Genomic DNA, 26768 nt, shown 5'->3' with positions numbered 1-26768 from the left:
TTATTCCCATACTATTAACACCCTAAATTTAGGCCGCTTTACGAGGAAGATCTATGGATCAAGCCAGTATCATTCGTGATTTGCTCAGCTGGCTAGAAAGTCATTTAGACCAGCCTTTAGCACTGGACAATGTCGCTGCTAAAGCAGGCTATTCAAAATGGCATTTGCAGCGAATGTTCAAGGATGTCACCGGAAATGCTATCGGTGCTTATATTCGTGCAAGAAGGCTATCTAAAGCCGCTGTTGCGTTGCGACTTACCAGCCGCCCCATTCTAGATATTGCGCTGCAATATCGTTTTGATTCGCAGCAAACCTTCACCCGCGCGTTTAAAAAACAGTTTGCGCAAACACCTGCGCTCTACCGCCGGTCAGAGGATTGGCACTCGGCGGGAATATGCCCGCCTATCCGGTTAGGGACCTATACCCTGCCTCAAGCTGAATTCATCACCTTACCCGAGCAGCATCTGGTTGGTCTGACACAGAGCTACTCCTGTACTCTTGAGCAGATATCGACGTATCGGACTGAATTGCGCACACATTTCTGGCAACAATATCTGGGTGAAGCCGATCAACTACCGCCCGTGCTCTATGGCTTACATCACTCCCGCCCCAATCAGGAGAAAGATGATGAGCAGGAGATTTTCTACACCACGGCCATTGAGCCACAGCATGTGCCGAGTAACGTGCAGGAAGGGCAAGCCGTTATCTTGCAGGGTGGCGAATATGTGCTGTTTGGCTACGAAGGGCCGCTGGATGGTTTGCAGAACTTCATCCTGACACTCTATGGCACCTGTTTGCCTCAGTTGGGATTAACCCGCAGACGTGGGTATGATATCGAACGATTCTTCCCGCTGGGGAGGCCAAAAGATCAGCCTCCGACCTCGCTGAAATGTGAATATCTGATACCTATCCGGCGCTAGCGCTGTAGCTCATCGAGTGCTGGCATATCCAAGTGAGCGGTATCGCCAGCACTTTCAATGACCCACCCCGACGCCAACCAAGGACTTTCCTGATAATCAGCGCGTGATAGCGAACAGTTGCGCAACCGTAGACGCCGTTCGGCATGTGCCGGTAAGCCAAGCAAGGTGCTCAGCAAACACCCCAGCGCCATACCGTGGCTGACTAACAGTGGTTTGCTGCCAGCAGGCAACTCGAGGCAGCTATCCAGCGCCGCGCGCATCCGCCGCCCCAGTTCTGTCATCGACTCCCCTTCAGGGATACGGCCGCCTTCGGTGCCATTGACCATCTGCTTGCGCCACTGCTCTTCTTCTGGCGTTAAGCTCTCAATCGGCCGTGTTTCCAGCACCCCCATGTCCAGCTCGCGCAGACGGGGATCGGTCACCATTCTTAGCCCACAAGCCTCGGCGATAATTTTTGCCGTCTGCTGTGTGCGCCCAAGATCACTGGCGATGATATGCGTGATCCCTTGGCTGCGGACCCGTTGCGCAACCAAGTACGCCTGACGGATACCAGTCTCGGTTAGCGGGCTGTCTGATTGGCCTTGAATACGGCGTTCCGCGTTCCAAATGGTTTCGCCATGACGCACGAGATATACCTGTAACATGTCTTTTTTCCGTTATACTGCGTGAAATAACCGCTTAGCCTATGACTTTGGATATCGACCTAAATGGATATCTAACCCAAATAAAGAGTATAGGTGCTTAAAGATATCGAGACTCATTATGTACCATGTTGTTGCCGCAACTACCAACCCTGCAAAGATTAAGGCGATTAGCCTCGCTTTCGATGATGTTTATGGCCCCGGCAGCTACCGCATTGAAGGTGTCAATGTTGATAGCGGCGTTCCCCTGCAACCTATCGGCAGTATTGAGACGCGCACAGGTGCCAGGCAGCGAGTGAAGAATGCTCGTCAGATTCGCCCTGAGGCTGATTTTTGGGTCGGGGTTGAAGCGGGTATCGAAGATAATATGACCTTTGCATGGATGGTTATTGAGCACTTACAATCACGAGGAGAGTCTCGTTCTGCCAGTTTGATGCTGCCCGATATTATATTGCAAGGGATTCGCCAAGGCCGTGAGCTAGGCGACGAAATGGCAGTTTTAACGGGGATATCGAATGTAAAGCATCAGGGCGGAGCCATCGGTATCTTCACCGACGGCAAATTGACCCGTACCAGCGTCTATCATCAAGCGTTATTGTTGGCGCTAGTGCCATTTCATAATGAAATCTATCAACGCCCAATTTCAGGCTAAGTTACCGCGAAATAAGCTACTTTTTATCGGCCAGCAATTGGTCCTCGAGCCAGTTTTTAAGCTCTGGTGGCGCGGCCTTCAGGCTATTAGAACCTCGGGTGATAGTCGCGATTCCAGCACCCAACTGGTTTTTCAGTTCGCGCTGACTCATCTCACCCCGCATTAACTCCTCAATGATACGAACACGAGTCCCCAGCGCGGTGCGCTCATCGGGTGTCAGCATCAATTGCAACAGCGGCAAATGGAGATCTTGCGCAATCGCATTTTGCAGCAGCGCAACAAAGCTCAGCCAGTGCTGGCTATCTTCTTCAGTCGACAGATTGGGATCGGTCAATCGTAGTTTTGTCATGATAAGTACCCAAAAATAAAGCTGTCATACTATTTAACTAGTACAACAGCTTATCATAACCCCAAACATACCCAAAGAACTTGGCATCGCCGCAGCGTCAAGGACAAAGGAGATCCTCAAAGTCATTGGCGTTACAGGTAGGCAGCAAGCAAACGCATCCCGATGAGCTTACTCAAGTAAGTGATTCGGGTAAGTGCGCGCAGCTAACAACCCTGTAACGTCAAGGACGAAGAGGATCAGTAGCGACGCTGCCACTCGGCATCACTCAGCACCTTCGTTGGACGATTCATAAAGTGACGATAAAATGCATCATACGCCAACACGTTCTTCACATAGCCACGGGTTTCGGAGAAAGGAATGCTCTCGATAAATGCCACGGCATCGGCCTGCCCGGCACTGTTGCCTAACCAAGTATTGACCCGTGATGGCCCCGCATTATAGGCCGCACTGGCTAGAATGCGGTTGCGCCCGAACTGTTGATAGACCTCTTCCAGATAGCTGGTGCCAATCTCAATGTTGGTGATGGGGTCGAGCAACTGGCTGCTATTCACATAACCACTGATATTATTCAGTTTCACCGTGTGTTCTGCGGTACGCGGCATCACCTGCATCAGCCCGGCTGCACCCACCGGAGATTGTGCTTTCGGGTTCCAAGCACTCTCCTGACGAGCAATCGCCATGGCATAACTTGGCGTGATCCCTTTGCCATCAGTCGCCTGACGGAACTCTGCCGGCCATGCCAGTGGGAAGCGCTCTTCCAGATGGTCCCACAGCTTGGCGGTGATGGTCGCCTGCACACTGAGATCGGCCCACTTCTGGTTAAAGGCGTAACGCGCCAAGGCTTCCTGCTCAGGTTTACTACGGCTGGCGACCAAATAGCTCCACTCATTGCGGGCCAGATTGTCCATATTCCAGTACATCAGCTCGCGCACACGGGCGATCTCTGGCCGCTTTGCCAACGAAGCATCTGGTTTGGTGGCAACCTGCACATTAATCGGATAAGGCACCCCCAGTTTCTGAGCCGCCACCATCGGATAGAAGCCGCGCTCTTGCATCAGGCTGCGTAAGATAGCTTCGCCCTCTGCTTTCTTCCCTTGCTCCAATAACAGCGATGCGCGCCAGTAGCGCCACTCATCTTTATTTTGTGCCTCTGCTGGCAAACGCGCCAGCCAAGTGGCTAAGCCTTTGCGATCGCCACTGCCCAGAGACATGCGGATACGGCGCTCCAACAAGGGGGTCGAGTGGCTACGTAACGTGACTTGATCTCGCCATTTGGCTTGATCGTAAGTCGCATCCGTGCCCATCAAACGCCAGGCCACCGCCTCTTCCAGCTCCAGCTTCTCGCTGTCACTCATTTTTTGTAGCCGCGCTAGGGTTGGGATCATCGCACGGGCATTTTCCACGTCCTGACGCGCCAAACGGGTAAACGCAATAATGGTCGCGGAGCGGGTAAAGTCCGTCGGCCCGACGGTGCGGGCGAAGCTTTCTACACTGGCTGGGTCACTTTGCAGTTTCGCCAGTGCCGTGCCCATGGTCTGGTAATCGGCGGGCAACTGTTTGAGTAAGTAGCTGACCAAACTGGCATTCCCCTCTTTCAGGGCCAGCTTCATCCGTGCCAGTGTCGCCAAGGGCGTTTGATGCCCAGCTTGTTGCCAGACAGTGAATAATTTATCGCAGCTACCGGGTAGCGCCTGACCATTAAGCCAGATTTCACTCGCGCCATCCCAAGCAGCTTGCTGTTCGCCCGTCGCCCATTTGGCATAGTAATAGTTACAGCGGGCAGCGACCGGTTTCGGTGCGGTTGGGCTGAAGGTCAATAATCCGCGCCAATCTTCGCGGCGAGCCAGCTCATTAACAAAGCGGGATGGCAGTGAACTCGCTGGCGGCAATGTGGGATTCCGGCTCAGGAAATCATTGACTTGCGCCGCGCTCACTTGGCTCAGATCTTGTGTTAACTGGCGGTACTCCAAATACGGATACAGCGGATAGTCACGCAATGTGGGCATCAATTGCGCCACGGTATCCATCTGATTGCTGTCCCAAGCCAGTTTAACTTGCTGATAGCGTTGCCGTTGGGCATCAAGGGAGTCAGCGGATGCCACTCCTGAAGTCGTCACCAGACATACGCCAATCGCCAGATATCGCCACTTTTCCATACTTACTGTTTCCTCACTGGTTGTTGGCTACTGCATTTCACTTACCGTAACCGCTAATTAGCATCTGCCCTATAGATTTTAAGATGGGTTTCGGCAGCAGGATATACTAACGAAGAGTTTCACCTGATAGCCAGTGATTACACACAGTAATGGATGTATAGGATTAATCTTTTTGAGTGATAAATGGAATGGGCGATGAATTTCAGCGCCTTACTGTCGATATTCTGTGCTTTAAAACAGACAGAATGCAAAATAGATGACTACGTAATCATTTATTATTCAATAAGTTAATCTTAAGTTGTTGCCAAATATTTCTTATTTATTATCTCAGATCAAGGCACTATTTTGATAAAAATCTACTATCCTTGCTTAATATAACTATGCTGTTGTAAATATTTCATTTATACCCAAAGTCATTGGCCTTGCTAAGGTCCGGTAGGGGCGAGGACGAAGAGTCATATTTTTGCGGTAAATAAGTGAAAACGGATAGCAAGATTGTAGATTTATTAATTTTTAAGAAGGTTCTTTCAATGCAAAACTCATCAGACCATAAATCCGCCTCCCCGCCCCCAGAGGGTAAGGCCTGGTATCAACTCACTGCGGAAGAATCTTTGCAGCATTTAAGTAGCCGCGAAGAAGGTTTAAGCCAACAAGAGGCAGAAGAGCGCCTTAAACAGTACGGACCCAATGCCCTACCTGCCAAGAAAAGTAAGCACCCACTGATACAGTTTTTAGCCCATTTCAATGATGTTCTGATTTACATCTTATTAGCGGCCGCCTTAGTTAAGGGCTTGATGGGCCACACTGTTGACACCATTATTATCCTTTGTGTCGCAGTCATTAATGCCTTAATTGGTTATGTGCAGGAAAATAAAGCGGAGAAGTCGCTGAAAAGCATACAGAACATGCTTTCCAGTAAAGCCGTGGTCATCCGTGATGGCAACGCACAAACCATTGACGCACAGAATCTGGTGCCGGGTGATATTGTTACCCTGAAACCGGGGGACAAGATCCCAGCCGACCTGCGGTTACTTGAAGCTCACAACCTCCAGATTGAAGAAGCAATCTTGACCGGTGAGTCCACCGTGGTGGAGAAGCAAATCGGGGTGATTGAGGACGAATCGGTCATTGGCGATCGCAAAAATCTGCTGTTCTCAGGCACCACAATCAGTGCGGGCACCGCAAAAGGCGTGGTCATTGCCAGCGGCGGTAACACCGAGTTGGGCCACATCAACCAAATGATGTCAGCGGTTGAATCCATTCGCACACCGCTGCTCCAACAGATGGACCGTTTGGGCAAAGCCATTTTCATCCTAATTTTAGTGATGATGGCCTTCTTGTTCGTCTTCGCCTTTATCCTTCGCGATCTGCCAGTCAATGAACTGCTGCTGGCATTGATCAGTCTGGCGGTCGCCTCAGTGCCGGAAGGCTTACCGGCGATTATTTCGATTATCCTCTCACTTGGCGTGCAAGCCATGGCGCGCAATCGCGCGATTATCCGCAAGCTGCCAACGGTGGAGACCTTAGGTGCCATGACCGTCGTCTGTTCCGATAAAACCGGCACACTGACGATGAACGAAATGACCGTCAAAGCGGTGATTTTGGCCGATAACTGCTACCGAGTCACTGGCGAAAGCTACGAGCCAGTCGGCAATATCTATCCTGAGGGCAGTGATCAGCAAGCCTCACTGGCGGGACCGCTAAAAACATTTATCACTGCGGTGAATTTATGTAATGACAGCCAGATTCAAAAGAATGACCAAGGCCACTGGACCATTGTCGGTGGCCCTACCGAAGGTGCATTGAAAGTTTTGGCTGCCAAATCGGGGATCGAGCTGGGTCAGGTTACTCAGCACGGTAAAATTCCTTTCGATTCTGCTTATAAATACATGGCCACCAGCCATCAGGTTGAGTCGGAAAACTGCATCTTCCTGACCGGCGCACCTGACGTGCTGTTCACTTTCTGCCAGCAAGAGCTGACGGAAAAGGGTGTGGTGCCATTCCGCCGTGATTACTGGGATGCCGAGATGACGCGCTATACCCAGCAGGGTTTGCGTATGTTGGCCGCAGCCTACCGCCCAACAGAGCAGACGGTTGGTGAGTTAGATCACAGCGACATCCAGCAAGGCATGGTCTTTGTCGGTATCGCCGGCATGATGGACCCGCCGCGCCCTGAAGCTATCGACGCGATTGCCACCTGCCAGCAGGCCGGTATTCGCGTGAAGATGATCACTGGCGACCATCAGGAAACCGCCATGGCAATTGGTGCCATGTTGGGGATAGGCAATGGGAAAGACTCCATTACTGGCGGTCAGTTGGAGCATATGGACGATAAGGAGCTGGCGGAAGCGGCGGTTCGTTATGATATCTTCGCCCGTACTAGCCCGGAACATAAACTGCGTCTGGTCAAAGCCTTGCAAGATAAAGGCGAAATTGTCGGCATGACCGGCGATGGCGTCAATGATGCTCCAGCGCTGAAACAGGCCGATGTCGGTATCGCCATGGGAATCAAGGGCACCGAAGTGACAAAAGAGGCCGCCGATATGGTGCTCTCTGATGACAACTTCGCCACCATTGCCCATGCGGTTGAAGAGGGCCGTCGCGTCTACGATAACCTGAAGAAAACCATTCTGTTCGTGTTACCGACCAACTTGGCGCAAGGGCTATTAATCATCTTTGCTATTCTGGTCGGTGCGGTGATTCCATTGACGCCACTGCAAATTCTCTGGATAAACATGGCGACCTCCACCACGCTCTCCTTCGGTTTGGCCTTTGAACCAGCAGAACGCGGCATTATGCGCCGTAACCCACGTGACCCATCAAAACATGTGTTAGATGGCCACGCTATCTGGCGTATCGCCTTTGTCGGCACCTTAATCGCCTGTAGTGCTTTCGCCTTGGAGGCCTACATGGAGCCACGCGGTTACAGCACTGAATTTATCCGTACCGTGTTGATGCAGACCTTGGTGACTGCGCAGTGGATTTACATGTTTAACTGCCGCGTGATGGATCGCTTCCCGCTGAACAAAGAACTCTTTGTCAACAAAGGGTTGTGGTTAGTCTCTGGCGTGCTGATTCTGTTGCAGCTAGCCATTATCTACCTGCCGTTTATGAATACCGCGTTCGGTACTGAGCCATTACCGGCTTACTACTGGGGCGTCACACTGCTGGTTTCTATTGCCATCTTTATCATCGTAGAGATCGAAAAATGGATCATCGGGCGCTTTAAAGGGGCGTCGAGCGCAGTCTGACCTTTAGCCACAATCATCAAGCCCGGCTAATCAGTCGGGCTTTTTTATAGATTCAAAATAATATTTAAGATAAATCTCATATTGCCGATATCATGACTATTATTGCATCAATTAAATCTTATAATGGTTATAGCGGAAGCTTATTATTCGCCGGATGTCATTAACATCTGAACCGTGTCGCCCTACAGGAAGCGCAAAAATGAATACCGTCACTTGCGCAATTAATGGCGTCAGTAGTGATAAACGCTATCCCCCGCTAAAACAGATGACGCCATGGCGTGTCTGGCAGGCCTGTGCCTCTGCTTTATTCCTTTTCTCGCTCCTGTTTACCGCCCTGCCCTTAAGGGCTGCGAATAACCTGAGTGCCGAACTCATACATGAGCGCAGTGATGCCGCCACCAAAATGGTGTTGGGTATCATCAGCTATGCGCGCTGGCCAGCCCCATTACCGGTGATTCGCTTATGTGTCGTGGCGCAAACCGATTACGCGGAAGCTCTGTTTAACCCGGCATTAATGCAAACGCCTCACCCGATTAAAACGCAGCGCTACCCACAGCCCGACAAATCGATTGCCACCAATTGTGATGTGGTTTATCTGGGCCGTATCGGGGTACAAAAGCGGCAGGAATTGGCGGCCTTACTCTCTGGGCACCCGGTGCTGACCATCAGTGAAGATTATGACGAGTGCACACTGGGCAGTGCATTTTGTCTACTGCTGGAAGATAAGCAAGCTTCTTTCAAAGTCAATATGGATGCATTAGCACGCGGTGGGGTGCGAGTTCACCCCAGTGTGTTGCAACTTGCCCGTAAAAAGGCTGACGCATTATGAGTTCAATAAAAAAACAGTCCGCCACACGGGCACCAGATCATCATAACGCCACAAAGCTCCCCACACTCGGCCGTGTATTGGGCCGAATACATTTAACCGTCGTCTTGGTGTCGGTCACGACCGCCGGTATTTTCCTGACACTGGCGGCGCTGTTTGCCTTACGGGTCTATGCTGACCATAACCTGCATTTGATTGCTCGCTCGATTAGCTATACCACGGAAGCCGCTGTGGTGTTTGGCGACAAGGTGGCCGCTAACGAATCGCTCTCCCTGATTGCCGCCAATGAAGAGGTGGCCGAAGCAAAAATTCTGGATGTGAATGGGCGTGAGATGGCGAGCTGGACACAGCCTGACGATGGCCCCATGCACTATTTAGAGCAAAATGTCGCTCGCTGGGCGCTGCCTCAGCCCGTGGTCCTCCCGATGGTGCATGCCGGCAATGAGATTGGCACCATAGTGATTGTGGGTCATGGTGGCAGCCTGCTGCGTTTTCTGCTGCAAGGATTAGCGGGCTTGCTGGCGTGTCTGCTGCTCAGTACCGTGGTGGCGTTAGTCCTGTCACGGCGCATGCTTTTTGGCATCATCGGCTCACTAAACCAAATTACCGACGTAGCCCATAATGTCAGTCGCAACCGCAGTTTTGGTCAGCGGGTACCTTCAGCCAAAATTGCGGAGCTGAATGAGCTAAGCAGTGACTTCAACGGCTTGCTGGAGGAGTTGGAAGTGTGGCAGGAGCATCTAACGCAAGAGCATGACTCACTCGCCCATCGGGCGGCACACGATAGCCTGACCGGACTGGCAAACCGCGCTTTTTTTGAGGGCCGCTTAAGTCGCACACTCAGTGATTGCAAACCGAGCGAACATGCCGCCGTGCTCTTTCTGGATGGCGATCGCTTCAAAGAGATCAACGATAATTATGGTCATGCAGCGGGTGATGTGGTGCTCACCACCATTGCCGACCGTATCCGCGCGTTGTTACGTGAAACCGATTTAGTGGCCCGTTTAGGTGGGGATGAGTTTGCCGTACTGCTGGCCCCTATCCACAAAACAGACGATGTTTTGCTTATCGCCAGCAATATTATTGAAAGTATGAGCCAACCCATCGTTTTGGCGGATGGGCGTGAAATTACAACCTCGCTGAGCATTGGTATTGCCATTTATCCTGATCATGCGCAGACGCCCGAAGCGCTGTTACAGCGGGCAGATGAAGCCATGTATCAAGCCAAGAAAAACATCCAGTCCGGTGGCGGGAGAGTCATTGCTCACCTATCGGATACTCCTCTCACAGAAAGCTTAGGGTAGGTGACATGCAGGGATTGAAAGATAAAAATCTGATCAGCCGTATCTGGCTCAGTTTTTTCGCTATCAGCTTATTGGTACTGGTGGGTTGTCAGGCAAAACCGCAAGGGCTGAGTGCTGAGCAAATTGCCGCACTACAGGAGCAGGGGTTTAAGTTAACCGACAACGGTTGGGAGTTTGGGCTGGCGAATAAAGTGCTGTTCGACAGTGACGTTAAAAAATTGAATCCCGACGGCGTGCGTACCGTGCAGAACATTGGCAAAGCATTAACCGCTGTGGGCATCACCCATTTGCGGGTGGATGGTCATACCGACTCCACAGGCGAGGATAGCTATAACCAGCAACTCTCCTACCAGCGTGCGGCGGCCGTCGCGGATACACTGGCACTCATTGGTATTCCAAGAGCCAATATTGATGTTCGTGGTCGCGGCAAGCTCGATCCGGTGGCTGATAACCGCACCGCCAAAGGGCGGGCAGAAAACCGCCGAGTCTCGATGATAGTCACCGCACCCTAAGCTTTTTTGCTCTCCGGTTTGCTTTGGCAAACCGGTTTCTGCCTTTATCCCACTGAAATCTGTCGACACGGCTCGACTATCCACTCTGGATACTGGTTCGCAGAATCCAAACGGGCTACACTCCGCACCAGACATCACTACTAATTAGAGAGGCAGACGCAACGTGGCTCAATTCGTCTATTCTATGCACCGTGTCGGCAAAGTGGTTCCGCCGAAACGTCATATTCTGAAAAACATCTCCCTGAGTTTTTTCCCTGGGGCCAAGATTGGTGTGCTGGGTCTGAATGGCTCCGGTAAATCGACCCTATTGCGCATTATGGCGGGTATCGATACCGATATCGAAGGCGAAGCGCGTCCCCAACCTGGCATCAAAATTGGTTACTTGCCGCAGGAGCCTAAGTTAAATCTTGAGCAAACGGTGCGTGAATCAGTTGAAGAAGCGGTGGGCGACGTCAAACGCGCACTGACCCGCTTGGATGAGGTGTATGCGCTGTATGCCGATCCTGATGCTGATTTCGATAAATTGGCGAAAGAGCAAGGTGAGCTGGAAGCCATTATCCAAGCCCAAGACGGCCATAATCTGGATAACCAGTTAGAACGCGCTGCGGATGCACTGCGTCTGCCGCCGTGGGATGCCAAAATTGCCAATCTGTCCGGTGGTGAACGCCGTCGTGTTGCCATCTGCCGCCTGCTGCTGGAAAAACCAGATATGCTGCTGCTGGACGAACCGACCAACCACTTGGATGCGGAATCCGTGGCATGGCTCGAGCGCTTCCTGCACGATTATGAAGGCACCGTGGTCGCCATCACCCATGACCGTTACTTCCTCGATAACGTGGCAGGTTGGATTCTGGAGCTGGACCGTGGCGAAGGGATTCCATGGGAAGGCAACTACTCCTCATGGCTGGAGCAAAAAGATGATCGACTGGCGCTGGAAGCCTCTTCCGAAGCTGCACGCCGTAAATCTATCCAGAAAGAGCTGGAGTGGGTTCGTCAGAATCCAAAAGGCCGTCAGGCGAAAGGTAAAGCCCGTCTGGCCCGCTTTGAAGAACTTAACAGCGTCGAATATCAAAAACGTAACGAAACCAGTGAGTTGTTCATTCCACCCGGCCCACGCCTAGGCGATAAAGTGCTGGAAGTCGAGCATCTGAGCAAATCTTACGGTGATCGCCTGTTGATTGACGATCTGACCTTTGCGCTGCCAAAAGGCGCGATAGTGGGGATCATCGGGCCGAACGGCGCGGGTAAATCAACACTGTTCCGCATGTTATCAGGTCAGGAACAACCGGACTCCGGCACCATTTCACTGGGTGATACCGTGCAGTTGGCCTCAGTTGATCAGTTCCGTGACAACATGGATGACAGCAAAACCGTCTGGGAAGAGGTGTCCGGTGGTCAGGACATCATGAAGATCGGCAACTTTGAAATTCCAAGCCGTGCCTATGTCGGCCGCTTTAACTTTAAAGGGATTGATCAAGGTAAGCGTGTCGGCGAGCTGTCCGGTGGTGAGCGTGGCCGTATTCATTTGGCTAAGCTGCTACAGGTCGGCGGCAACATGCTGCTGCTCGATGAACCGACCAACGATCTGGACATCGAAACCTTGCGCGCACTGGAAAACGCCTTGTTGGAGTTCCCGGGCTGCGCGATGGTCATCTCCCATGACCGTTGGTTCCTTGACCGAATTGCCACTCATATCATCGATTATCAAGATGAAGGTAAAGTGCAATTCTTCGAAGGTAACTTTACTGAATACGAAGAGTGGAAAAAACGCACTCTGGGTGCCGAAGCACTGGAACCCCACCGTATTAAGTATAAGAAAATGGTTAAGTAAGTTTAACCTTATATCGAAACAAATGGTCTGCAATTGAATATTGCAGGCCATTTCACTCTGGATACTTCACTCGGTATCGGGTACTCCGCCCCTCCCCCGGTAGCTTTTCAATACACTCACGCGCCAATAACTCTGCGAGATGACGGGTCGCTGTCGCTTTACTGACTTTCGCGACTTTTTGATATTGAGAGGCATTGATACCTAAAGCAAAGCCGTTTTCACCCCCATCTAGCAGACGATTAAGCACTTTAATTTGCTCCACCCTCAGCCCACTGCCATTGTGCTTTAACCAGAAACGATTTTTAGCCAATGTCGCGCGAACCTGCTCAGATGCCTGATCTAAACTCTGTTCCAGAGTGGCGATAAACCAGAGTAACCAAGGGGTAATATCCAGACCGCCACGTTGGCACTTTTCCAAAATAGCGTAATACCCATCTCGGTTTTCAAGGATGGCAACTGACATAGCGTAAAGATGAATACTTTGGTTGTCCGCCTGTGATAGTGCCATATCGGTCAGTGCTCGGGTAATACGGCCATTACCATCTTCAAACGGGTGCAAAGTGACAAACCAAAAATGCGCGATTGCCGCTCGCAACAGTGGATCAACAGCATTCTCAATGCGAGACACATTAAACCAATGGATAAACTGTGTTAGCTCCGCAAATAAAACCTCGCGAGGTGGTGCTTCAAAATGAACCCGTTCCTTGCCCATTCGGCCAGAAACTACCTGCATAGGTTCACCCCCCCTCAATTGGCCCGCCTTGATAGGATTCAGGACCCATGGGTCATTGGGGAATAGCCATTCATGCCATTGATACAATCGTTCCAGCGTTAAGTCCGCATGACATTCATTAATGGCGTCGAGCATAATGGCGGCCAAACCATCAGAGCGATCAGACGTCGGGTCACTTACCTCCCACGTCATCCCGAGTTTTTTTGCCAGCGATGAACGCACCGACCTGATATTAAGTTGCTCATTCTCTATTTTTGATGACGCAACAATATTCGCCAAAAGCATATCTAAGGTTTTTGAGGCGCTTTCAGTAGAGGTATTCCCCCTGTTTTCGCCGAGGAGTTGCCCGAGCTTAAACCGGGTGTTGCGTAGCTGAGGCTGAATAAGCGCATCATCCCAGTAAAAATGGGGCCACTTCTCATGTTGCCACACCCATAGGTTTTCGTTCATCACTCTCTCCCGTATTGAGAATGAGCCGGTTATCGACTCTATTCGGCTCATAATATGAGCCGAATAAGCAGTATATTCGGCTCACTAAGAGATTTCCAGCCCTTGCACATAATCCCCAAAGACCGGGTGCCCAATCGCCACATCAATAAAACAGCTCAAGGCGGGGGAGTTTAATTTGCGGCTGGGATATACCAAATACAGCTCATTCCCTTCAGGCCGCCATTGGGGCAACACTTCAATAAGCTGACGGTTTGCCACTACTTCACGGCTTAAAAAAGCAGGGAGTAGCGTGATCCCCCCGCCTGCAAGGGCACATTCGCGGGCATACAGCAGGTTATCCGTGACATGCTGCATCGGCACTTGCCAGCGGTAAAACTCACCTTCACAGCGCAAAATGAGCGCCTGCCAAGCACGGTGGGCAATGCAATGGTGCTTATCCAATTGGCTGGGGTGAGACAATGGCGGGTGCTGCGCCAGATAGTTTGGCGAGGCCAACAGGTAGCGCGGGGCGTAGCCCAATCGGCGGCCAATCAGTGACGAATCCTGCGGTTTGCCCGTGCGCAGCGCCACATCAAAGCCCTCCTCCACCAGATCCACCATGGTATCCGACGCCAAAACCTCCAACAGCACATCTGGATATTGCCGCTGAAAATCAGTCGCCAGCCGCGCCACTAAGGTTGCACCTAATCCTGCCGGGGTCGAGATACGCAAGCGGCCACTGGGATTATCCTTCAGCCGTTGCAGTGCCAGATCCGCGCGCTCAGCCGCCTGCAACATCTCTTGGCAGTGCACCAAATAGCGCTCACCCGCAAAGGTCAGATTCAACTGACGAGTGGTGCGATTGATCAACCGAATCCCCAGATTTTGCTCTAACTGACTGATGCGCTTACTGACACTCGATTTCGGCAAATCGGCCATTTCAGCCGCACGGGTAAAGCTGCCACACTCGGCAACTCGCGCAAACAGTGCCATATCCTGAAGTTGCTTAAACATGATTGTTTGTCTCAGACGAACACTGAATTAATAATTGTCCATCTTATCACTACCATCAAATAGGTCTAGACTTCATCCATACACTAAAACAGGAAGATAAAAATGACCCTCAAAGCCATTGCAGTGAACCCACAACAACCCGCTGATTTTATTGAAATCACGCTAGATATACTCACACCTGGTCCCTTTGATTTGCTGGTTGAAGTCAAAGCGGCATCCATCAATCCGGTTGATACCAAAGTGCATAGCAGCTTAAAGAAAAATGGCTTACAACAGCCAAGGATTCTGGGTTGGGATGCCGCGGGTGTGGTCATGAGTGTCGGCGAGAAAGTCAGCGGCTTTCGCGTCGGCGATGAAGTGTGGTATGCCGGTGATATCACCCGCCCCGGCAGTAACGCTCATCAACAGTTGGTCGATGCCCGCATTGCGGCCCACAAACCCCGCACGCTCAACTGGGCGCAGGCCGCCGCCCTGCCATTAACCGCCATCACTGCATGGGAAGCGCTGTTCGAGCACCTGAAGATCCAGCATGCCAGTGCAGATCAAAACCTACTGATCATCGGCGGCGCGGGCGGTGTCGGCTCATTAGCCATTCCACTGGCGGCGTTGCGCAGCCCGGTAAAAGTGATTGCGACTGCCTCACGCCCAGAATCAGCCGCTTGGTGCCGTGAACGAGGTGCCGACCTGACGGTAGATTACCGCGACCTGAAAGCGCAATTGGCGAAAGAAGGTATTGATAAGGTGGATTACATTCTCTGCCTGAATGATACCGACGGCCACTGGCCAGCCATCAGCGAACTGATCGCGCCACTGGGGCAGATCTGCACTATTGTGGAGAACGAAAAACCCTTGGATCAGAATCAGTTAAAACTGAAAAGTGCGGCTTTACATTGGGAATTTATGTTCACCCGCAGCATGTACTCTACGCCAGATATCGCCCAGCAAGGGGAGATTCTCAAGCAGGTGAGTCAGTTGGTCGATGGGGGAAAACTGCAAGGGACGCTGAGCGAGACACTGCACGGGCTAACAGTCGAAAACCTGCATACCGCCCATGCACAAGTGGCGGGCGGGCATATGCAAGGCAAGATAGTGATTGCCTACTAAGGTCACTCCTCCCGCACTTCAGCCAATACTGAAGGGCGGGCAAGGCGTTGCAGGTCGGCGGCCAAGAGCTGCTGAACCAATTCAACACAGCGCAGGAAGCGCTCGTCATAATCTGCCGACTCGACATGCACGTATTCAATATTATTACTGCGCAGCATCTGCTCCAGTAAGTTCTGGAAGGATTTACGGTCACGATCACTGCCGAGGCTACGCAGACCATCGGCAACCCACGGCGTGTTGTTCTCTAGCAAGATAACCAGATCAAAGCGGTACTCATCAATCAGTGCCTGCACAAAGGGGTGCTCGCGCCCCTCATATTTTTTGCAGAACGCCTGCGTGGTGACAAAATCGGTGTCGATAAACGCCACTTTATTGGCATATTTCACCGCAAAATCAACGTATTGTGCCTGCCCCAGTGCAATTTTGTCATAATCTGAATATTGCAGCGCCATCTCATCACCGCCCAGATGGGAGAAAACATAGTCGCGGCCATACTCCCACGCACTGGTGGTATTGAAAATATTGGCTAACTTATTGACCAGAGTAGATTTTCCGCTGGATTCGCCCCCCAGTATCGCCACGGTGCGGACAAAAAAGGGCTTCACTTCGGTCGGAATGTAATCCCAGTAGCGGAAAGGGTCGCGGCGAATTTGGCGGCCGCTGATATTCATAAATGAGCGTTGTGGGTCGATCAGGATGGTTTCGATACCCAGTTGCTCGCGGTAACGGGGGGCGTCCTGACTTTCGCTGGAATAGATAAAGCTGGGGACGATGCCCTTTTCCGCCATAAACTTTTTGACGCCACGGCTCCAGACATCCCAACCGTGCGGATAAGGCTCAATGCCGTGCTCATCAAATGAGTGAATATGGATATTTTTCTGATACTTGAAAGTTTGTAGCAACCAACGTAGGCGGTCACTGACTGTCGGCTGTTGTGACATCGAACTGTTTTCGAACAGCTCGCGATCACGAGGTTCATCGTGGCACAAAATGACATGCAGCTCGTCAACTTGACTACAGGCACGCTGGATTAAAAAGATATGGCCGGTGTGGAGCGGGTAAAATTTACCAAACACTACGCCCACTTTTTTCTCACGGCGTGGGAACTCCAGCTCAAGAAAACGGTGCAAGGCTTCCAGCTTTTGCGCACTGGGGCTTTTGATTTTGTCGTTGAGTAGCTGGCTAAGATACCCCTTTGTCATGCCGCTGGCTTCAGCCACCTGCTGTAGGGTACAGCCCTTTTGCTTAATGGCTGTTTTGAGATAGTCGAACTGCAGCATGCCGCCTCCTTGTTTAGTGCGCTAAACAAAAATAGCACAGTATGCTGCGAGATTCGTACTACTAAATACGCGATTACAGATCTTCCAAAACGGCTAATGCATCAGCCAGCTTCTTCACGCCGAAAACCTGCATATTGGGCAGCGGTTTCTTCGGCATATTGGCGTAAGGCACGATCGCGCGCTTAAAGCCGTGCTTGGCGGCTTCGGAAATACGCTCCTGACCACTGGGCACCGGCCTGATTTCACCCGCCAGTCCCACTTCCCCGAACACCACCAGATCTTGTGGCAGCGGGCGGTCACGCAAGCTGGAGACCAGCGACATCAGCAGCGCCAGATCGGCACTGGTTTCCGTCACTTTCACGCCACCGACCACATTGACGAACACGTCTTGATCCGACATCTGCAAGCCGCCATGGCGGTGTAATACCGCCAGTAAGATGGCCAACCGATTTTGCTCCAGCCCGACTGCTACTCGGCGGGGGTTAGACATCATCGAGTGATCCACCAGCGCCTGAATCTCAACCAGCAGCGGGCGCGTCCCTTCCCACACCACCATCACTGAACTGCCCGCCGTCACTTCATCACCTCGGCTGAGGAAAATCGCCGAGGGATTACTGACTTCCCGCAGGCCTTGCTCCGTCATGGCGAATACGCCTAACTCATTGACGGCACCAAAGCGGTTTTTGTGGCTGCGCAGCGTACGGAATCGTGAGTCACCATCACCATCGAGCATCACCGAGCAGTCGATGCAGTGCTCCAGCACTTTGGGTCCCGCCAGCGAGCCATCTTTAGTCACATGACCCACCATCACAATGGCGACACCGCGTGTTTTGGCGAAGCGCGTCAGGTAGGCGGCAGTTTCACGCACTTGCGCCACACTGCCCGGTGATGATTGGATATCCGCCATGTGCATCACCTGAATCGAGTCGATCACCATCAGCCGTGGCTGCTCTTGCTCGGCAATCAGGCAGATTTGCTCGATACTGGTTTCCGACAGCATATTCAGGCCCGCCGTGGGCAAGCCCAAGCGGTGCGCTCGCATCGCAACCTGTTGCAGCGACTCTTCGCCAGTGACATACAGGGTTTTCATGTTTTCGGACAATTTACAGAGCGTTTGCAGCAGCAAGGTACTTTTCCCCGCCCCCGGATTGCCACCAATCAGAATGGCGCTGCCCGGCACCACGCCCCCCCCCAGCACCCGATCAAACTCAAGGAAGCCGGTTGAGAAGCGCGGCTGTTCGTCCAAGCTGATATCCGATAGCTTCTGTACTCGGCTCACCCCCGCATCACCGGCATAGCCGCCAAAACGTTCAGTGCGTGACGAGGAGGAGGACACCGCCGCCAACCGCACCTCAGTAATGGTATTCCAAGCATTGCAGGCGCTGCACTGCCCCTGCCAGCGCGGATAATCCGCCCCGCATTCATTACAGACAAATGCCCGTTTTGGCGCTTTAGCCACGATTCACCTCAATCTAATAATAAAACATCCGCAAAGGCATTGGTGCTACAGCTAGGCAGCAAACAAACTCATCCCGATGAGCTGACTCAAGTCAGTGATTCGGGTGAGTGCGTGCCGCTAACAACGCTGTCGTGCCAAGGACAAAGGGGATTAGCGCTCTTCGTGTTTTAGGCTGCCGGTTAGGATGCAAAGCACACTCATCAAATCACCGTGACGGATAGCCACTTTCGCTTTGGCGTAGACCTTGGGTTTGGCATGGAAAGCCAGACCCAGACCGGCGGCTTGCATCATTTTCAGGTCGTTGGCACCGTCGCCTATTGCTACGGTCTGCGCGACCGGAATATTCAACTTTTCAGCCAGTTTGAGCAGGGTGTCGGCTTTATATTGCGCATCGACAATTGGCCCGAGAACTTTGCCGGTCAGCTTGCCATCTTTGATTTCAAGCTCATTAGCAGCAACCGCTACTAGCCGTAATTTGTCGCGCAGATACTCGGCATAATAGGTAAAACCACCGGAGGCGATCGCCACATGCCAATCCAGCGCCTGAAGCTTACGCACCAGACTGGTCAGCCCCGGCATCAGTGGCAACTCGTCGCGCACCTGTTTTAAAATATTCGCATCGGCCCCTTTCAGGGTCGCCACTCGCTGGCGCAGGCTGGCTGAGAAATCCAGCTCACCTTGCATGGCGCGTTCCGTGACGGCTGCCACCTCTTCACCCACACCCGCCAACTTGGCAATCTCATCGATACATTCGATTTGGATGGCGGTGGAGTCCATATCCATCACCAGCAGGCCGGGGGTGCGCAGATGCGGAATGGCACCCAATGGCGCAACATCCAAGCCACTCTCATCGGCCAGCGTTTTAATCCGAGGCGTCAAGCTGCCCGCGAGACGGATCACCTGATAATCTTCCACGCACCAAGCTGAAACAATCACCATTGCCGCGCCCAGTTGGCGCTGGAAATCGGTAATCCGTTTTTTATCCAGTTTCCTACCGTACAACAGCCAACCCGTGTGACCAGCACGATAATCCAGCGGCATCACTTCATCGCCACTGAGTGAAAGTGGCAAACCCGGCCATTGGTAGATCTCCGAGGGAAGATCACAATAGGTCAGACTATTAGACATGAATAACTCCTGTAGAAACCCAGACTCAGCAATATAAGGCCCCATCACTTTCGCGTTTTGGCAAGGCGCTAACTGGACCACTCTTCCCGCCCATTGATTGGGGAGCAGTCAGCACCGCTGCATCATGAAAGATGAAGGGTAAAACAACGCATCAAGCTATCCTATCGCCCTTGCTTCTGGCAACATATACCCTAAATAATTCGAGTTGCAGGAAGGCGGCAACTGAGCAAATCCGGCAAGGAACCTGCATGGCCAAGGCTAAATTAAAATTCCGACTGCACCGGACCGCTATTGTGCTGATTTGTCTGGCATTACTCGTCTTGCTGATGCAAGGTGCATCCTATTTCAGCCTCAGCCATCAACTGGCACGTTCGGAACAAGTTGAAGAGCTGGCGAAAACATTAGCGAAACAAGTCACTTTCAGCCTGTCGCCTATCATGGACAGCGGTGATGACGATATCGACAGCCAGAAAGTCGATGCCGTTCTCCAGCAACTAACCCAATCAAGCCGCATCTTGGATGCCAGTGTCTATCAAATTGACGGTACATTAGTGGCTGCTGCCGGAGAGAACGTCAAAGTGCGTGATCGACTGGCGTTAGATGGTAAACGCCCCGGCAGTTATTTCAACCACCAGATTGTCGAGTTGATCCCCGGCAAAAACGGGCCAAGTGGATTTCTGCGGATGACGCTGGATACCCATGTATTGGCGACCGAATCCAAGCAAGTGGATAATACCACCAATTTACTGCGCCTGATGATATTGGTCGCGCTGGCGGTGGGCATCATTCTGGCACGTACCCTGTTGCAAGGCCGCCGCAGCCGCTGGCAGCAATCACCCTATCTGCTGACCGCCAATACGCCAGTGAAAGAAGATGACAGTGAAGATGACACGGCGGAAACAGATAAAAAATCGGATGATAAATAGCGTAGAAAATACCGATGATGCCCAAAATCATTTGGCGGTGCAGCGGCAGCGGAAAGGATTAAGCCATCCTCTCAATGAGGGGGGTTAACGACGCTATCTTTTCCTGCATCTGGTCGGCTATCGTTTTAAATCCCGCACTGATATCTGGGTTAGTGCTCACTTTCTGCCAAAATGGTTGTGCTAACTCTTGCGCTCGCAGCCAATGCTCACGACTGATATCAACTGACAATGTCATATTGGGTACTGTGTGCCGCATATTCCCCGTGCCTGATGGCGCAAAAGCCATCGGCAACATATCGTAAATAGGGGCAAGTGAGAAAGGCCGATGTTCGGGATGCAAGAATGATAGATTTCCATGATGCATATCTGTATTCGCAATCAATACCCCGAAAGCCCAGATTAAGCGCACCTGTTCAAGTTGTGCGAGACTCAGTAAACCTTTTTCCGCCAGTTCACGACAAACTTTGGGCCAACTGACAACCGGCATACCGACAAATTCAGCATTCACCGCTTCCAGAGAGACCATACCTACACGACCGCGTTGCCCATATCGGTCAAAACGTTCAACCTCAAGAAAGGTTTGCCGATCCTGATTATGCAGGACATGGGTGACGGCTGCCGCATAACCCGCATCCCTCAATGTGTTTAGTGCCAAAGACTCTGCAATGAGTAAATCAGCCCAACGTTGCGCATTCGGGTTATCCTGCACGGCGGTAAACTTAACGATGACATAGGATGGAGAGGCTCCATCGTAGCCAGCATAGCAGGTAAATTTCGGTTGCTCCCCCCCTGCTGATGATCCCACCATTTCACCGGCGAGTGCCGTTTGAGACAATTCAGTGTAGCGGGATAGCTTATCTGCTGGCTCAATCGGTATCGCATCGGGTGCCGCCAGCCAACGTTGATAGCTTTGCTGCCCAATCAAGATATTGCCATTCATGTCATCCGCCTGACGAGATAACGCGAGTAAAATATGTTCTTCATTCCACAAACGAACATCATCTGTGAGCTGTAACTGGGCCGCGACTGACTTTCCCCAAATCCGCCCGAGGAATCCCTGAGGCCGCATATCAGTCAAATACCAAGGTAAGCTATCAAATTGCTGCCAGGTATCAGATTCCAATTGGTGCACACAGCACTTTTCAGTAGGATGGATAAGATAGAGTGTAGCGAAATGAGCAGCATGGCCCCGCTCATCGATACGATACAGAGGGAACTTCCCCGCCTCCCCGCTATCTCCGACACCAGACCGCCGTAAGGCATACTGCGTTGATCTCGCTTTACCTATTTTCAGCACTTTTTCTTTTAATCCGCTTAATTGCCGCGACACCGTGGGCTGACTGACCTTCATGGCATCGGCCAGATGAGCCGCCGTTGCTGGACCTTGACGTAATAGAGTTTCCAGAGTGAGCATATGAATAGATTCTTGAATAGAAAGAAGAATAGATAGGTGAATAGATATATAGCGCTAATTGGCTGATGTGTAAAGAGACTGATTTTTTATAGCGATTTTCATGAATAGATTCAGCAGCAGAAAAAGCTGCTGCTGAATAGAAAGCGCGGTGCGGTGTTAGGCTTTGTCGCCCAGCAACACAGACTCCAATGCAATTTCGATCATGTCATTGAAGGTGGTCTGGCGCTCGGCGGCGGTGGTTTGCTCGCCGGTACGGATATGGTCAGACACGGTGCAGATGGTCAGAGCTTTTGCACCGAATTCAGCGGCCACGCCATAGATACCAGCGGCTTCCATCTCCACACCCAGAATGCCGTATTTTTCCATCACATCAAACATTTGCGGATCTGGCGTGTAGAATAGATCAGCGGAGAAGATGTTGCCCACACGGACATCAATCCCTTTCGCTTTCGCGGCATCAACGGCATTGCGGGTCATTTCGAAATCAGCAATCGCCGCGTAGTCGTGATCTTTAAAACGCAGGCGGTTGACTTTGGAATCAGTACAAGCCCCCATGCCGATAACCACATCGCGCAATTTAACGTCAGCACGTACCGCGCCGCATGAACCCACGCGGATAATTTTCTTCACGCCGAAATCAGTGATCAGCTCTTTCGCGTAAATGGAGCAGGATGGGATACCCATCCCGTGGCCCATGACCGAGATTTTGCGGCCTTTATAAGTGCCGGTGAAACCCAACATGCCACGCACGTCATTCACTAGCTTCACATCTTGTAGGAAGGTTTCTGCGATAAACTTCGCACGCAGCGGATCCCCTGGCATCAATACAACGTCAGCGAAATCACCCATTTCAGCATTAATATGTGGCGTTGCCATAATCACTTTCCTTAAAAATCAGAGAATTAAAATTTTAATTACTGAACTGTTCGTATTTTGACGCAATTCCAATTCAGTAGAATTCGATCAATTAAAAAGGCGTAGATGAGCATAGACAGTTTGGGTGCGGCCAGCGCGCAAAAACCGGAGCGTACACGAAGTACGTGAGGATTTTTAGCACTGCCCAATCCCAAAATGGCACGCTCAGCTTAGCCTCGTGCCCTAAAACATATTCTTACCGTAATCCATTGGCGACAAATTAAAATATGTCGCCACTGTCTGCCCAATATCGGCAAAAGTCTCACGGTGCCCCAACGACCCCGGCTTCACTTTCGGGCCATAAACCAAGACCGGAATATGCTCACGAGTATGGTCGGTGCCCGGCCAGGTTGGGTCACAGCCGTGATCAGCAGTCAGAATCATCATGTCATCATCTTTTACCAGCGCCAGCAATTCTGGCAGGCGGCGGTCAAACAGTTCCAGTGCCGCGGCATAGCCCGCCACATCACGGCGGTGACCGTATGAGGAGTCAAAATCAACAAAGTTGGTGAACACGATGGTGTTATCACCCGCTTTTTTCATCTCTTCAATGGTGGCATCAAACAGCGCATCCAGACCGGTGGCTTTCACTTTTTGCGTGATCCCCACATGGGCGTAGATATCGGCGATTTTACCGATTGAAACCACTTCGCCGCCCTTCTCATCCACCAGTTTTTTCAGCATGGTCGGCGCTGGCGGTTCAACAGCCAGATCATGGCGGTTACCGGTGCGCTGGAAGTTCCCCGGCTTATCGCCGATGAACGGACGTGCAATCACGCGGCCAATATTGTAACCACCTTCGGTCAGCTCTTCACGGGCAATTTCGCACAGCTCATACAGGCGATCCAAGCCAAATGTCTCTTCATGACAAGCAATCTGGAATACCGAGTCAGCGGAAGTGTAGAAAATCGGCTTGCTGGTTTTCATATGCTCTTCACCCAGTTGATCAAGGATAACCGTGCCGCTGGAGTGGCAGTTACCCAGATAGCCCGGTAAATTGGCGCGTTTGACCAGTTTCTCCAGTAGTTCCGGCGGGAAGCTGTTCTCTACATCACTGAAGTAGCCCCAGTCGAACAATACCGGCACACCGGCAATTTCCCAGTGGCCTGATGGGGTGTCTTTACCGGAAGATAGCTCGCTGGCATAGCCATAAGCGCCAATGATATCGGCATCTTTATCCAGCCCGACCGGGAATTTACCCGTTGATTCTTCAGCCGCTTTACCCAGCCCTAAACGGCTCAGGTTCGGCAGTGTTAAGGGGCCGCTACGGCCCACGTTAGCTTCACCACGGGCGCAGACCTCAGCAATGTGGCCCAGTGTATCTGCCCCTTCGTCGCCAAATTTTTTGGCATCTGCACTCGCGCCGATACCAAATGAGTCTAATACCATAATAAATGTGCGTTTCATTATTCTCTCCTGCGAAGATTCACCCGCTGGGCGGGCATCATCAAAATGGGGCGGTTATTCAGTGATACGGCGATAGATGACCGGCGTCTCTTCCGGCGATTTATCACCCAATGTAATGGCCGTGCGCACAGCATCTGCCGCCTGCTGCCAATCATCTTCGTTATTGGCATGAATCACGGCTAATGGCAGTTGACCCTCCACACTGGCCCCTAAACGGGCCATATCAGTTAAACCGACACTGTAATCAATCGGATCTGTTGCACGGCGACGCCCCCCACCGAGGGCAACCACCGCCATCCCTAATGCGCGGGTATCCATGGCCGTGATAATACCGGGGCGCTCAGCAAAGACGGGTTTGCTCAGCATGGCAACCGGCAAGTAGCTGTCATAGCGCTCGACGAAATCACTTGGTCCTTTTTGCGCCGCCACCATCCGACCAAAAACCTCTGCCGCTTTGCCGTTATCCAGCACCGCTTGCAGCTTGGCTCTGGCCTCGGCCTCATCTTGCGCCAAGCCACCTGACAGCAGCATTTCAACACATAGCGCCATGGTCACTTCCAGCAGACGGGGATTGCGATACTCACCCGTCAGGAAGCGCACGGCTTCGCGCACTTCCACGCCATTGCCCGCACTGGAAGCCAAGACTTGATTCATATCGGTCAGTAGCGCCGTGGTTTTACAACCTGCGCCATTCGCTACGCCGACAATCGCCTGCGCCAAATCAGCAGATAGTTGGTACGTCGGCATAAAGGCACCAGAGCCGACTTTCACATCCATCACCAGCGCATCCAATCCCTCCGCCAATTTTTTGGCTAAAATGGAGGCGGTAATCAGCGGGATAGAGTCCACGGTGGCGGTGATATCGCGCGTGGCATAAAAGCGCTTATCCGCCGGTGCGAGTGAGCTGGTTTGGCCGATAATCGCCACGCCGACATCCTGAATGATTTTGCGGAACGCATTATCATCGGGGAAAATATCAAAACCGGGAATGGCTTCTAGTTTATCCAGTGTCCCACCGGTATGACCCAAGCCACGGCCTGAGATCATCGGTACATAGCCACCACAAGCGGCGACCATTGGGCCGAGCATCAGGGAGGTCACATCCCCGACGCCGCCTGTGGAGTGTTTATCCACAATCGGGCCATTGAGATTCAGGCTCTTCCAGTTCAGCACCGTGCCAGAATCGCGCATCGCCATGGTGAGGGCCACACGTTCAGGCATACTCATATCATGGAAGTAAATGGTCATCGCCAAAGCCGCAATCTGCCCTTCGGAAACTACGTTGTCGCGAATACCATTGATAAAGAAACGAATCTCTTCTTCGCTGAGTGGCTGGCCGTCGCGTTTTTTACGGATAATTTCTTGTGCGAGAAACAAGGCATCCCCCTGTTTATGGAATGAAAGCTGCACTGCGAGCAAATCAGCCCGCAGTGCATCTGCTAAATTCAGTTATTGGCTCAGCTCAAATCAGTGCGCAGACTTAGTAGCCGCTGCTTTTGCTGTCGCTCTGATGACCCAGTGTGGTTAATAAGCTGGCTAACAGACTGGACGCCCCAAAGCGGAAGTGGCGAGCATCTGCCCAGCCCTCCCCCATCAATTGATCAGCCAGTTGTAGGAATTGCGCGGCATCTTCCGCAGTGCGTACGCCTCCCGCTGGCTTGAAGCCCACGGTTTTGCCCACCCCCAAATCGCGAATGGTGCGCATCATAATGTCCGCACTTTCCAGCGTGGCATTAACCGGCACTTTACCGGTGGAGGTTTTGATAAAATCAGCACCCGCCTTGATAGCAATTTCAGACGCCTGACGAATCAAATGCTCTTGCTTTAACTCACCCGTCTCAATGATGACTTTCAGCAACACATTCGCGGCGGCGCAAGCCTCTTTGCACTGTTTCACCAATTCAAAGCCGACTTTATCGTTACCCGCCATTAAGGCGCGATAAGGGAAAACCACATCCACTTCATCAGCACCGTAGGCGATAGCGGCATGGGTTTCGGCCAGTGCAATGGCAATATCGTCATTGCCGTGGGGGAAGTTAGTCACAGTCGCAATGCGAATTTCAGGTGTCCCTTGCTCACGCAATGTTTTACGCGCAATAGGAATAAAGCGAGGATAAATACAGATTGCCGCCGTATTACCGGCAGGGCTTTTTGCCTGATGACACAACGCGATCACTTTATCATCGGTGTCGTCGTCATTCAGGGTGGTTAAATCCATCAAACTCAGCGCGCGTTTGGCATAATCGTGCAGATTCGCGCAGGCGGTTAATTCGGTCATAAAACTCTCCAACACTATTTCAGCCCCGGCACCTTGCCAAAACTGAGCATTTATTTATGAGCGAGCCAAGAGAGAGTATCGATATCTTTGGCTTTGAACTCAAGACGTTGGCGAGCGGACTTGGTTCCTTGAAGATAGCCCCGCGGGTCAGTCCCGTGGTTGCAATTGAGATCCTTCTCACCGCAATACTTTTCTGACAGGAAGCTCTCGCGATATTCGCGACTTCACTCAAAAAAGTT

Annotated in this window: 22 protein-coding genes; 9 read left to right on the top strand and 13 right to left on the bottom strand. The window is 51.9% G+C overall.

Translation table 11 applies throughout. The annotated features are described in order from the left end of the window. The first annotated feature begins 53 nt into the window (after nucleotides 1-53). Entirely contained in the window at nucleotides 54-920 is an 867-nt protein-coding gene (gene robA, locus HRD69_RS08725; RefSeq protein ID WP_004875386.1) for an MDR efflux pump AcrAB transcriptional activator RobA, read from the top strand. On the opposite strand, the gene gpmB is transcribed toward robA, so the two are convergent. Further along, nucleotides 917-1564: a 2,3-diphosphoglycerate-dependent phosphoglycerate mutase GpmB gene (gpmB, locus tag HRD69_RS08720; protein WP_032814576.1), complete on the bottom strand. Its 648-nt coding sequence runs from the start codon at nucleotides 1562-1564 to the stop codon at nucleotides 917-919. The two genes, robA and gpmB, sit on opposite strands and share 4 nt — an antisense overlap. A 118-nt stretch (nucleotides 1565-1682) precedes the next feature. On the opposite strand from gpmB, the gene yjjX reads away from it, so the two are divergent. Further along, nucleotides 1683-2213: an inosine/xanthosine triphosphatase gene (yjjX, locus tag HRD69_RS08715; protein ID WP_004875387.1), complete on the top strand. Its 531-nt coding sequence runs from the start codon at nucleotides 1683-1685 to the stop codon at nucleotides 2211-2213. 16 nt (nucleotides 2214-2229) lie between these two features. Here the strand turns inward: yjjX and trpR are convergent, their stop codons facing one another. After that, complete coding sequence (gene trpR, locus HRD69_RS08710) at nucleotides 2230-2562, bottom strand: trp operon repressor (protein WP_032814577.1); 333 nt, start codon at nucleotides 2560-2562, stop codon at nucleotides 2230-2232. 236 nt (nucleotides 2563-2798) lie between these two features. After that, nucleotides 2799-4718 carry a murein transglycosylase gene (gene sltY, locus HRD69_RS08705; RefSeq protein ID WP_004875389.1) on the bottom strand — a complete coding sequence of 640 codons (1920 nt, stop codon included), beginning with the start codon at nucleotides 4716-4718 and terminating at the stop codon, nucleotides 2799-2801. A gap of 530 nt (nucleotides 4719-5248) precedes the next feature. Between sltY and HRD69_RS08700 the strand changes: the two genes are divergently transcribed. The 5 genes from HRD69_RS08700 (at nucleotide 5249) to ettA (ending at nucleotide 12442) form a co-directional block, all read left to right on the top strand. After that, a complete protein-coding gene (locus HRD69_RS08700) occupies nucleotides 5249-7969 on the top strand; it encodes a cation-transporting P-type ATPase (RefSeq protein ID WP_032814579.1) in 2721 nt (906 codons plus the stop codon). Nucleotides 7970-8168: 199 nt separating this feature from the next. Beyond that, entirely contained in the window at nucleotides 8169-8798 is a 630-nt protein-coding gene (yfiR, locus tag HRD69_RS08695; RefSeq protein ID WP_004875391.1) for a regulatory sequestration protein YfiR, read from the top strand. Continuing rightward, entirely contained in the window at nucleotides 8795-10099 is a 1305-nt protein-coding gene (dgcN, locus tag HRD69_RS08690) for a diguanylate cyclase DgcN/YfiN (RefSeq protein WP_032814582.1), read from the top strand. The genes yfiR and dgcN overlap by 4 nt, the downstream gene beginning before the upstream one ends. Nucleotides 10100-10104: 5 nt before the next feature. Beyond that, a complete protein-coding gene (gene yfiB, locus HRD69_RS08685) occupies nucleotides 10105-10611 on the top strand; it encodes an outer membrane lipoprotein YfiB (RefSeq protein WP_004875393.1) in 507 nt (168 codons plus the stop codon). 163 nt (nucleotides 10612-10774) lie between these two features. Continuing rightward, nucleotides 10775-12442 (top strand): energy-dependent translational throttle protein EttA, encoded by a 1668-nt coding sequence (ettA, locus tag HRD69_RS08680; RefSeq protein WP_032814584.1) that lies wholly within the window; start codon nucleotides 10775-10777, stop codon nucleotides 12440-12442. Nucleotides 12443-12494: 52 nt separating this feature from the next. Here the strand turns inward: ettA and HRD69_RS08675 are convergent, their stop codons facing one another. Both HRD69_RS08675 and HRD69_RS08670 read right to left on the bottom strand, forming a co-directional pair. Beyond that, nucleotides 12495-13625: a Fic family protein gene (locus tag HRD69_RS08675; protein WP_032814586.1), complete on the bottom strand. Its 1131-nt coding sequence runs from the start codon at nucleotides 13623-13625 to the stop codon at nucleotides 12495-12497. Between the two features lie 84 nt (nucleotides 13626-13709). Continuing rightward, the gene (locus tag HRD69_RS08670) at nucleotides 13710-14618 is read right to left on the bottom strand and encodes a LysR family transcriptional regulator (RefSeq protein ID WP_004875396.1); all 909 of its coding nucleotides are present in this window, start codon (nucleotides 14616-14618) and stop codon (nucleotides 13710-13712) included. A gap of 102 nt (nucleotides 14619-14720) precedes the next feature. On the opposite strand from HRD69_RS08670, the gene HRD69_RS08665 reads away from it, so the two are divergent. Further along, the gene (locus tag HRD69_RS08665; protein ID WP_004875397.1) at nucleotides 14721-15722 is read left to right on the top strand and encodes a zinc-binding alcohol dehydrogenase family protein; all 1002 of its coding nucleotides are present in this window, start codon (nucleotides 14721-14723) and stop codon (nucleotides 15720-15722) included. 2 nt (nucleotides 15723-15724) lie between these two features. Here HRD69_RS08665 and nadR read toward each other — a convergent pair whose 3' ends face one another. The 3 genes from nadR to serB form a co-directional block, all read right to left on the bottom strand. Beyond that, nucleotides 15725-17002: a multifunctional transcriptional regulator/nicotinamide-nucleotide adenylyltransferase/ribosylnicotinamide kinase NadR gene (gene nadR, locus HRD69_RS08660; protein ID WP_004875398.1), complete on the bottom strand. Its 1278-nt coding sequence runs from the start codon at nucleotides 17000-17002 to the stop codon at nucleotides 15725-15727. 73 nt (nucleotides 17003-17075) lie between these two features. Beyond that, the gene (gene radA / locus HRD69_RS08655; protein WP_004875399.1) at nucleotides 17076-18461 is read right to left on the bottom strand and encodes a DNA repair protein RadA; all 1386 of its coding nucleotides are present in this window, start codon (nucleotides 18459-18461) and stop codon (nucleotides 17076-17078) included. Between the two features lie 150 nt (nucleotides 18462-18611). Beyond that, nucleotides 18612-19589, bottom strand: coding sequence for a phosphoserine phosphatase (gene serB / locus HRD69_RS08650; RefSeq protein WP_032815022.1), 978 nt, complete (start codon nucleotides 19587-19589; stop codon nucleotides 18612-18614). Nucleotides 19590-19837: 248 nt separating this feature from the next. Between serB and HRD69_RS08645 the strand changes: the two genes are divergently transcribed. After that, nucleotides 19838-20515 carry a YtjB family periplasmic protein gene (locus HRD69_RS08645; RefSeq protein ID WP_004876068.1) on the top strand — a complete coding sequence of 226 codons (678 nt, stop codon included), beginning with the start codon at nucleotides 19838-19840 and terminating at the stop codon, nucleotides 20513-20515. A gap of 58 nt (nucleotides 20516-20573) precedes the next feature. Here the strand turns inward: HRD69_RS08645 and yjjJ are convergent, their stop codons facing one another. The 5 genes from yjjJ to deoC all read right to left on the bottom strand — a co-directional run bounded on the left by yjjJ (nucleotide 20574) and on the right by deoC (nucleotide 26529). Then, the gene (gene yjjJ, locus HRD69_RS08640; protein WP_004876069.1) at nucleotides 20574-21929 is read right to left on the bottom strand and encodes a type II toxin-antitoxin system HipA family toxin YjjJ; all 1356 of its coding nucleotides are present in this window, start codon (nucleotides 21927-21929) and stop codon (nucleotides 20574-20576) included. A gap of 156 nt (nucleotides 21930-22085) precedes the next feature. Beyond that, the gene (deoD, locus tag HRD69_RS08635) at nucleotides 22086-22805 is read right to left on the bottom strand and encodes a purine-nucleoside phosphorylase (RefSeq protein ID WP_032815023.1); all 720 of its coding nucleotides are present in this window, start codon (nucleotides 22803-22805) and stop codon (nucleotides 22086-22088) included. 222 nt (nucleotides 22806-23027) lie between these two features. After that, nucleotides 23028-24251 (bottom strand): phosphopentomutase, encoded by a 1224-nt coding sequence (gene deoB, locus HRD69_RS08630; protein WP_004876071.1) that lies wholly within the window; start codon nucleotides 24249-24251, stop codon nucleotides 23028-23030. A gap of 54 nt (nucleotides 24252-24305) precedes the next feature. Then, entirely contained in the window at nucleotides 24306-25628 is a 1323-nt protein-coding gene (gene deoA, locus HRD69_RS08625) for a thymidine phosphorylase (protein WP_032815024.1), read from the bottom strand. A gap of 103 nt (nucleotides 25629-25731) precedes the next feature. Beyond that, entirely contained in the window at nucleotides 25732-26529 is a 798-nt protein-coding gene (deoC, locus tag HRD69_RS08620) for a deoxyribose-phosphate aldolase (RefSeq protein ID WP_032815025.1), read from the bottom strand. Between the last annotated feature and the right edge of the window lie 239 nt (nucleotides 26530-26768).

This window comes from Yersinia mollaretii ATCC 43969, from assembly GCF_013282725.1.
Lineage (GTDB): Bacteria > Pseudomonadota > Gammaproteobacteria > Enterobacterales > Enterobacteriaceae > Yersinia > Yersinia mollaretii.
Note: the sequence above shows the minus strand (reverse complement) of the source record. Positions and strands in the feature narration are given on the sequence as shown.